Source organism: Flavobacterium sp. (assembly GCF_043778725.1).
Lineage (GTDB): Bacteria > Bacteroidota > Bacteroidia > Flavobacteriales > Flavobacteriaceae > Flavobacterium.
In genome coordinates this window covers 20310-28748 of record NZ_JAYWFT010000115.1, presented here as the reverse complement: position 1 = coordinate 28748, position 8439 = coordinate 20310, and the positions used below count along the sequence as shown (strand labels likewise).

Here is an 8439-nt window from a genome sequence, read left to right as displayed (position 1 = left end):
AATGGTCTGTCTGATGACATTCCGCCCAAATATTCGTCAGAATTCATAAATTCATAAACCGATAATCCTAAATCTATTTCGTAAACACCAGGATTTTTTATGTGACCAGATGCCGAAATTAATTTTGTTCCTGTTGAACGACCGATTCCTATTTTTGCATATTCTGCTCCAGAATTATTTACAATCCATGGCACAGCGGCAATAGTTTCTACATTATTTACAACTGTTGGATTGCTCCAAAGTCCTGAAACTGCAGGAAACGGAGGCTTAATTCGAGGGTTGCCACGGTTTCCTTCTAACGATTCAATCAATGCGGTTTCTTCTCCACATATGTATGCTCCGCCACCAATTTGAACATGAAGTTCTAAATCATAGCCAGAATTTAAGATGTTTTTACCTAACCAACCTGCGTTTTTGGCTTCTGCAATGGCGCGTTCTAAGATTTTGTAAACCCACATGTATTCGCCACGAATGTAGATATAGGATAGGTTTGCTCCAAGCGCATAACTTGATGTAATCATTCCTTCAATCAATAAGTGAGGAATGTATTCCATTAAATAACGGTCTTTGAAAGTTCCTGGTTCTGATTCGTCAGCGTTGCAAACTAAATGTCTTGGATTTCCCGATTTTTTATCGATAAAACTCCATTTCATTCCAGCTGGAAATCCTGCACCACCACGACCACGAAGTCCTGAATTTTTTACTTCTTCAACCACTTCATCTGGTGTCATTTTTTTCAAGGCCTTTTCTACTGATGCGTAACCGCCTTCACGACGATAAACTTCATAAGTTTTAATTCCTGGAACGTTTATTTTGTCTAATAATATTTTTCTTCCCATTACTATTTTAAATGTTCTTTTAGAAAAGAAATTAATTTTTTTAAATATTCATTTTTTTCAAAATCAAATTCCCAAAGATTTTCATCGAAATAACTTCTTTTTGATTTTGTATTTTTATATTCTTCACTTTTATATTCTTGAAATAAATCAACATATGAGAAAACCATTTCTGCTGATTTTGGAAATTTTAATTCTAAATGTTTTTTGTTTCCGTCTAAACATGAATACATATTATTCCAACAATCTTTAAAAAAGGCTTTGTCATTCTTAAAGCAAGACGAATAGAATAATTCTAAATCACCATCACTTTGATCATCAGGAAATAAAAAAATATCAAATGTTATTCCTATTTTTTTTGCAATATTTTCTAATTCTGTTTTTCTTTTTTTAAAACCACCATCATTACTTTTTCCATCAGCGTCAAAAATAACGATATTTTTACCATTGTTCTCTGTTCTTATTTTATCTAAAAGGATTCCAGTTTGATTTTGAATGTTAGACCAACCTTGACAATTTATAATTGCATTATTTACCTGATTATCATTTAATATAATTCCAAACTGTTTTTCTAAAACAAATTGGATAAAAGATTGATCTGTCTTACCTTCAACAAAAATTTTATGCAAATTAAAATCAATCATTCTTAAAAATATTTCCACCTCTTAATTCCACTTCAGAATCAAGTGATGTAATTATTGAATCATACTTGAGAGTGTTAGAATAAATTTTTGAATTGTATTCTTTTAATTCTATTAATCTTATTTCATTATTATAATTAATTTCATTTGATGCTGAAATATATGCCTCTATACATTCTTTTGAATGTGTAGTTGCAAACAACTGAACATTTAATTCTTTTGATAAATGAATTATATTTACCCAAAAGTCTTTTAATTTAGAATAATGGACACCATTGGCAATTTCATCAATCATTAATCTTTTATTCTTGTTTTTAGGAATTTCTAATATATATCTGATAAATTCATTAAATCCATCCCCAAAATAAGTAATGGGTAAAAAGTCATTATTTCTCTCTAATTTAATGGCTAATAACTCTCTACCAAAATAATCTTTGAAAACAATATCTTGAAAATCATCAAAAAATAATAAAAATGTCTTTTTAAATCTAGTTAGTTCATCAAAGTTTAACTCTTTAAAATATTTAACTATATCATTATTAAATCCTGCATCCTTTCTAATAAGTGGTAAATAATCATGGTGAAATTTTACTTTAAAATCATCCAAATACATAAATTGTAGTTCTTCAAAAACATCCTCTTTATATATTTTAATCCATAGATTTGGTCTTCCAATTTCGTAATTATGTTTTTTTTCCTTTTCGAAATCCAAGTCAGTTAGGTCATTAATGCTTACATCTTGTAAAAATAATTTATTATTATTCCAATTTATTGCAATTCCTTCTGATTTTGTGTTGTTTTTTAAATAATCAAAATAATTAGATTCTGGCAATTTTGGTTTTTTTAGTCTTACATCTTCAGGATGTATGTGTATGCTTCTTTTACACAAAGTATAATGAAGGTTTTCAATACATTTATCAATATCTTCATCAAACAATAATGCTTCAAGTAGGCAAGTTTTCCCTACATTGTTATCACCAACAATCAAATTAATCTGTCCAATATCAGAGACCTCAAGAGAATCAAATTTCTTAAAGTTTTCAATTTTGAAATATGTTAAATGATTGTTTTCCATTTTTTATTTATCGTGTAAAGTGATTTTTCCGTCTTTGCAATCAGACACTAACTGATCGATTTTTTCTTTGGTAAGATGTTCTTGGTAGAAATCACCCAATTGCATCATTGGAGCATATCCACAAGCGCCAAGACATTCCACACCGCGAACTTCAAACATCATATCTGGTGTTGGTTCGCCAACTTTTACGCCAAGTTTAGAACAAGTGTAATCCATTAAATCTTCCACTCCGTTTTGGCAACAAGGAGAAGTTTGACAGAATTCAAACATGAATTTTCCAATTGGTCGTTGGTTGTACATCGTGTAAAAAGTTACTACTTCGTACACTTCAATATTTTGAATTTGTAAAATTTCAGCAACTTTGTTTTGCAATTCAATACTCAACCAATTGTCGTGAGCATCTTGAACTTCGTGCAAAACAGGTAATAAAGCCGATTTTTGTTTGCCCTCAGGATAATGACTAATCAATTCATTGATGCGGTTCATCAACGATTCAGTTATGTTTATCTCTTGTGTTATATGTGTTCTTTCCATTTTTTTTAACTGTATATCGTATAATGTAAATTGTATATTGTCTTACATTATACTTTTACCATTATACATTTTTTTCAATATACATTATACATTAATTATGCGTCTAATTCGCCTGCAATTACATTTAAACTTGATAATATTACAATGGCATCTGATAACATTCCGCCTTTAATCATTTCTGTATAAGCTTGATAATAAATGAAGCAAGGTCTTCTAAAGTGTAAACGATATGGCGTTCTGCTTCCATCAGTTACTAAATAAAATCCTAATTCTCCGTTTCCGCCTTCTACTGGATGATAGATTTCTGCTACTGGAACTGGAACTTCACCCATCACAATTTTAAAGTGATAAATTAAGCTTTCCATATTGTGGTAAACATCTTCTTTTGGAGGCAAATAATAATCAGGAACATCAGCGTGAATTGGACCTTCTGGTAATTTTGTTAATGCTTGTTTGATGATGCTTAAACTTTCCCAAACTTCGGCATTTCTTACACAAAATCTATCGTAAGTATCACCTGATTTTCCTACTGGAACATCAAATTCAAAATCTTCATAAGACGAATAAGGTTGTGCTTTTCTAACGTCATAATCAATTCCGGCAGCACGTAAATTTGGCCCAGTTAAACCATATTGCATAGCGCTTTCCGCAGTAATTGGTCCAACATCAACGGTTCTATCGACAAAAATTCTATTTCTTTCGAATAGGTTTTCAAATTCTTTCCAAGCAACTGGAAAATCAATTAAAAAAGTGTCTAATTTTTTGAAAGCAGCTTCTGACCAATCTCTTTCGAAACCACCAATTCTACCCATATTTGTTGTAAGACGAGCTCCACAAATTTCTTCGTATATTTCGTATACTTTTTCTCTAAATTGGAATACATAAAGGAAACCTGTATAAGCTCCAGTATCAACACCAAGAATCGAATTACAGATTAAGTGATCTGTTATACGAGCCAATTCCATTACGATAACTCTTAAATATTGAGCACGTTTTGGAACTTCAATTTCTAGTAATTTTTCAACCGTCATCCACCAAGCCATGTTGTTAATAGGAGAAGAACAGTAGTTCATTCTGTCTGTTAACACGTTTACTTGATAAAACGGACGGTTTTCTGCAATTTTTTCAAAAGCACGATGAATGTAACCAATAGTTGGTTCTGCATCAAGAATTCGTTCACCATCCATTAACAAGATATTTTGGAAAATACCGTGTGTTGCTGGATGCGTTGGTCCAAGATTTAATATTGAAAGTTCGCTTCCGTCTTCGTTGCGAGTTCTTTCAATAACTTTGGCATATCGATGCTCTGGTAATAATAATAAGTCTGACATTTTATAATGTTGAATTATTTATTTTGTTTTATATCTTTTGTGCTGTTCTTCCGAAGAAACGGTCGTCTTTATCTGTTCTTCCGCTGTCTTCAAGTGGGAATTCTTTTCGCATTGGAAAAGAAACCATTTCGTCCATATTTAAAATACGTTTCAATTGTGGATGACCTGTGAAAACAATTCCGTAAAAATCCCAAGTTTCTCTTTCCATCCAATTGGCGCAAAGAAATAAATCGGTAATAGTGTTTACTTCTGGATTTTCTGCATTTAAATAAGTTGTAACTCTAATTCTCACATTTTCAATCCAATTGTGCAAGTGATATACTACTGCAAATTGATGAGTTGAATCATTATCTGGGTAGTGAATTCCGCATAAATCGGTAAGGAAGTGAAAATTTAAATTTTCGTCAACTTTTAGAGTTCGAATTACTTCATGAATTGCATCTGGAGAAGCTTCGAAAGAAAAAATATCTCTGCTCATAGCAAAATTCAGCACTTTATTGCCAAATTTTTGAGTTACTATTTCTTGTATGTTTGCCGTTTCTAAAGCCATATTAAAGGTTGTAAGAAGCTAATAATTCTATATATTCTGGAGAACTTCTTCGGCGAACCGATTCGTTTCTTACTAATTCTTGTAATTGCATTACGCCATCAACAATTTGTTCTGGTCTTGGCGGACAACCAGGAACGTAAACATCAACAGGAATAACTTTATCAATTCCTTGTAAAACTGAGTACGTATCAAAAACACCACCTGAACTTGCGCAAGCACCAACAGCAATAACCCAACGAGGTTCTGACATTTGTTCGTAAACTTGACGTAAAATAGGCGCCATTTTTTTAGAAATTGTTCCCATTACCATTAACATATCCGCTTGACGAGGAGAAAAACTTACTCTTTCTGAACCAAAACGTGCTAAATCGTAGTGTGATGCCATTGTAGCCATGAACTCAATACCACAACAAGAAGTTGCAAATGGTAAAGGCCAAAGTGAATTGGCACGAGCCATTCCAACAACATCGTTTAGTTTAGTAGCGAAGAAACCTTCTCCTGTAACTCCTTCTGGTGGAGCAACCATTTTTGTTTCTTTATTCATTTTATTTTGAATTTTGAATTATAAATTTTAAATGAAAAACTAATTTAAAATTCAACATTTACAATTTAAAATATTTATTATTATTCCCATTCTAGTGCTTTCTTCTTAATGATGTAGAAGAAACCAACTAAAAGCAATAACATAAAAATAACCATTTTAATCATTCCGTCAACTCCTAATTCTTTAAAATTTACTGCCCAAGGATATAAGAAAATAACCTCTACATCAAAAAGTACGAAAAGGATTGCGACAAGAAAATATTTTACAGAAAAAGGAATACGTGCATTACCTACAGATTCGATTCCGCATTCGAAATTTTTATCTTTGTTTTTGGAATGTCTTTTTGGACCTAGAAAACTAGAGCCAATAATAGTTGCCACAACAAATCCTACAGCTAAACCAGCTTGCATTAGAATTGGTAAATAATCGTGTTGAGTAGATTGCATGTACCTAAAGATTTAGATTTTTGTAAAATAGCTACAAATATACATTGCATTATTTAATTCACAAAAGTGAAAACATAAACCTTTGTTATTTATAGCTCAAAATCACTTATTTAAACCGGTTCTAAATAATATTTTTAGATATAAAAAAACGCTCTGAAATTTTCAGAGCGTTTAGCCATTGAGGTAACCAAAATATTATATATATTAGTCTTCGATTACAGCTACTTGAGCTGCAACTTTACCTTTTCTTCCTTCTTCTTCTTCGTAAGAAACTTTGTCTCCTTCGTTTAAGTTTTCAGCTTTAATACCTGTAGCGTGAACGAAAATGTCTTTTCCATTTTCATCATCTGTAATGAATCCGTAACCTTTTGATTCATTGAAAAATTTAACTGTTCCTGTGCGCATTGTGTGTAATAATAATTATTAATAATGGTCAAAGATATACTTATTTCTGACATAGCAAACAAAAATTAAATAAAAAGTTAAAATAATAATCTTTTTTTAATATTGTAATTAAATGATTTTCAGGTAAATATTTGAATAATTAACAAAATAGAAATAAAAAAGCAACTATTTATGAATTTTTAAATAGTTGCTGTCTAATAAGTTGCGAATTTGATATAAATTACTTCAATTCAACTTTTATATGTAATTCCTTCAATTGAGCATCATCAATTACAGATGGAGCATCGATCATGACATCTCTTCCAGAATTGTTTTTTGGAAACGCAATAAAGTCACGAATGGTTTCTTGTCCGCCAAGAATTGCTACTAATCGGTCTAGTCCAAAAGCTAAACCGCCGTGTGGTGGCGCACCAAATTGGAACGCATCCATTAAAAATCCGAATTGATTTCTTGCTTCTTCCTCAGTAAAACCTAAATATTTAAACATTAATTGTTGCGTAGCTTTATCATGAATTCTGATAGAACCACCACCAATTTCATTTCCGTTCAAAACCATATCGTAGGCATTGGCTCTAACTTTTCCAGGATTTGTTGCTAATAATTCCATGTCTTCTGGTTTTGGTGAAGTAAATGGATGGTGCATTGCGTGCCATCTTCCAGATTCTTCATCCAATTCTAATAATGGAAAATCTACCACCCATAATGGAGCAAATTCGGTTGGATTTCTCAATCCTAATCTTGTTGCTAATTCCATTCTTAAAGCAGAAAGTTGCGTTCTAGTTTTATCAGCTGGACCAGAAAGCACAAAAATCATATCACCAGCTTTTGCGCCAGTAATTTCTGCCCATTTTGCTAAGTCGTCTTGATCGTAGAATTTATCTACTGATGATTTGTATGTTCCGTCGGCTTCACATTTTACATAAACCATTCCAGAAGCGCCTAATTGTGGACGTTTTACCCAGTCAATTAATGCATCAATTTCTTTACGAGTGTATGCTGCACAATTTGGAGCTGCAATTCCAACTACTAATTCAGCTGCATTGAAAACTGGAAATTCCTTATGCTGTGCAACTTCGTTTAATTCGCCAAATTTCATATCAAAACGAATATCTGGCTTGTCATTTCCGTAAGTTTTCATGGCATAATCGTAGGTAATTCTTGGGAATTTTTCTACTTCAATACCTTTTATTTCTTTTAGTAAATGACGTGTTAATCCTTCAAATACATTTAAAATATCTTCTTGTTCTACAAATGCCATTTCGCAATCGATTTGTGTAAACTCTGGTTGTCTATCGGCTCGTAAATCTTCGTCACGGAAACATTTTACTATTTGAAAATATTTGTCCATTCCACCAACCATCAATAATTGTTTGAACGTTTGTGGTGATTGTGGCAAGGCATAAAATTGACCTTCGTTCATTCTGCTTGGAACAACGAAATCTCTTGCGCCTTCTGGAGTTGACTTGATCAAATAAGGAGTTTCAACTTCGCAAAAATCTAAATCTGATAAATATTTACGCACTTCCATGGCTACTTTGTGGCGAAAAAGCAATGAGTTTTTCACAGGATTTCTACGAATATCCAAGTAACGGTATTTCATTCTAATGTCTTCACCACCATCGGTTTCATCTTCAATAGTGAAAGGTGGAGTCAATGAAGCGTTTAGAATTGTCATCTCTTTTACAAGAATTTCAATTTCGCCAGTTGCAATGTTTTTATTTTTGGCTTCACGCTCAATTACGGTTCCTTTAACTTGAACGACAAATTCTCTTCCAAGGGTTTTGGCCAACTCGAAAACTGATTTTTCGGAACGACTTTCGTCAAATAATAATTGCGTAATTCCATAACGGTCGCGTAAATCTACCCAATTCATGAATCCTTTATCTCTCGATTTTTGAACCCAACCGGCAAGTGTTACTTCTTTATTAATATGAGTAGCATTTAATTCGCCACAATTATGACTTCTATACATTTTAATTTTATTTTATTTGTTTATATAACTTTCGTTGAAGCGAAAATACCTGAAGTCTATTGGACTTCCTTTTTTTAATTTCCAATGCCACAATTATGACTTCAA

Annotated in this window: 10 protein-coding genes; all 10 read right to left on the bottom strand. The window is 32.1% G+C overall.

Translation table 11 applies throughout. The features are described 5' to 3' along the window. On the bottom strand, positions 1-839 hold an 839-nt coding region (locus ACH2CG_RS11070), incomplete at its 3' end, for an NADH-quinone oxidoreductase subunit F (protein ID WP_395065142.1). Between the two features lie 2 nt (positions 840-841). Then, complete coding sequence (locus ACH2CG_RS11065; protein ID WP_395065140.1) at positions 842-1480, bottom strand: DUF3226 domain-containing protein; 639 nt, start codon at positions 1478-1480, stop codon at positions 842-844. Continuing rightward, positions 1473-2552 (bottom strand): ATP/GTP-binding protein, encoded by a 1080-nt coding sequence (locus ACH2CG_RS11060; RefSeq protein WP_395065138.1) that lies wholly within the window; start codon positions 2550-2552, stop codon positions 1473-1475. The genes ACH2CG_RS11065 and ACH2CG_RS11060 overlap by 8 nt, the downstream gene beginning before the upstream one ends. A gap of 3 nt (positions 2553-2555) precedes the next feature. Beyond that, entirely contained in the window at positions 2556-3086 is a 531-nt protein-coding gene (locus ACH2CG_RS11055; RefSeq protein WP_395065136.1) for a complex I 24 kDa subunit family protein, read from the bottom strand. A 95-nt stretch (positions 3087-3181) separates the two neighbouring features. Further along, the gene (gene nuoD / locus ACH2CG_RS11050; protein WP_395065134.1) at positions 3182-4417 is read right to left on the bottom strand and encodes an NADH dehydrogenase (quinone) subunit D; all 1236 of its coding nucleotides are present in this window, start codon (positions 4415-4417) and stop codon (positions 3182-3184) included. Between the two features lie 28 nt (positions 4418-4445). Further along, complete coding sequence (locus tag ACH2CG_RS11045) at positions 4446-4967, bottom strand: NADH-quinone oxidoreductase subunit C (protein ID WP_395065132.1); 522 nt, start codon at positions 4965-4967, stop codon at positions 4446-4448. Between the two features lies 1 nt (position 4968). After that, entirely contained in the window at positions 4969-5511 is a 543-nt protein-coding gene (locus tag ACH2CG_RS11040; protein WP_395065130.1) for an NADH-quinone oxidoreductase subunit B, read from the bottom strand. An 80-nt stretch (positions 5512-5591) separates the two neighbouring features. Further along, positions 5592-5957 (bottom strand): NADH-quinone oxidoreductase subunit A, encoded by a 366-nt coding sequence (locus ACH2CG_RS11035; protein WP_395065128.1) that lies wholly within the window; start codon positions 5955-5957, stop codon positions 5592-5594. 204 nt (positions 5958-6161) lie between these two features. Further along, positions 6162-6362 carry a cold-shock protein gene (locus ACH2CG_RS11030; RefSeq protein WP_395065126.1) on the bottom strand — a complete coding sequence of 67 codons (201 nt, stop codon included), beginning with the start codon at positions 6360-6362 and terminating at the stop codon, positions 6162-6164. Positions 6363-6582: 220 nt separating this feature from the next. Then, positions 6583-8334 carry an aspartate--tRNA ligase gene (aspS, locus tag ACH2CG_RS11025; RefSeq protein ID WP_395065124.1) on the bottom strand — a complete coding sequence of 584 codons (1752 nt, stop codon included), beginning with the start codon at positions 8332-8334 and terminating at the stop codon, positions 6583-6585. Between the last annotated feature and the right edge of the window lie 105 nt (positions 8335-8439).

Coding starts and splice junctions, on each gene's coding strand:
- ACH2CG_RS11065 (WP_395065140.1), bottom strand. CDS start 1,480: ATGATTGATTTTAATTTGCATAAAATTTTTGTTGAAGGTAAGACAGAT.
- ACH2CG_RS11040 (WP_395065130.1), bottom strand. CDS start 5,511: ATGAATAAAGAAACAAAAATGGTTGCTCCACCAGAAGGAGTTACAGGA.
- ACH2CG_RS11045 (WP_395065132.1), bottom strand. CDS start 4,967: ATGGCTTTAGAAACGGCAAACATACAAGAAATAGTAACTCAAAAATTT.
- ACH2CG_RS11055 (WP_395065136.1), bottom strand. CDS start 3,086: ATGGAAAGAACACATATAACACAAGAGATAAACATAACTGAATCGTTG.
- aspS (WP_395065124.1), bottom strand. CDS start 8,334: ATGTATAGAAGTCATAATTGTGGCGAATTAAATGCTACTCATATTAAT.
- ACH2CG_RS11060 (WP_395065138.1), bottom strand. CDS start 2,552: ATGGAAAACAATCATTTAACATATTTCAAAATTGAAAACTTTAAGAAA.
- nuoD (WP_395065134.1), bottom strand. CDS start 4,417: ATGTCAGACTTATTATTATTACCAGAGCATCGATATGCCAAAGTTATT.
- ACH2CG_RS11035 (WP_395065128.1), bottom strand. CDS start 5,957: ATGCAATCTACTCAACACGATTATTTACCAATTCTAATGCAAGCTGGT.
- ACH2CG_RS11030 (WP_395065126.1), bottom strand. CDS start 6,362: ATGCGCACAGGAACAGTTAAATTTTTCAATGAATCAAAAGGTTACGGA.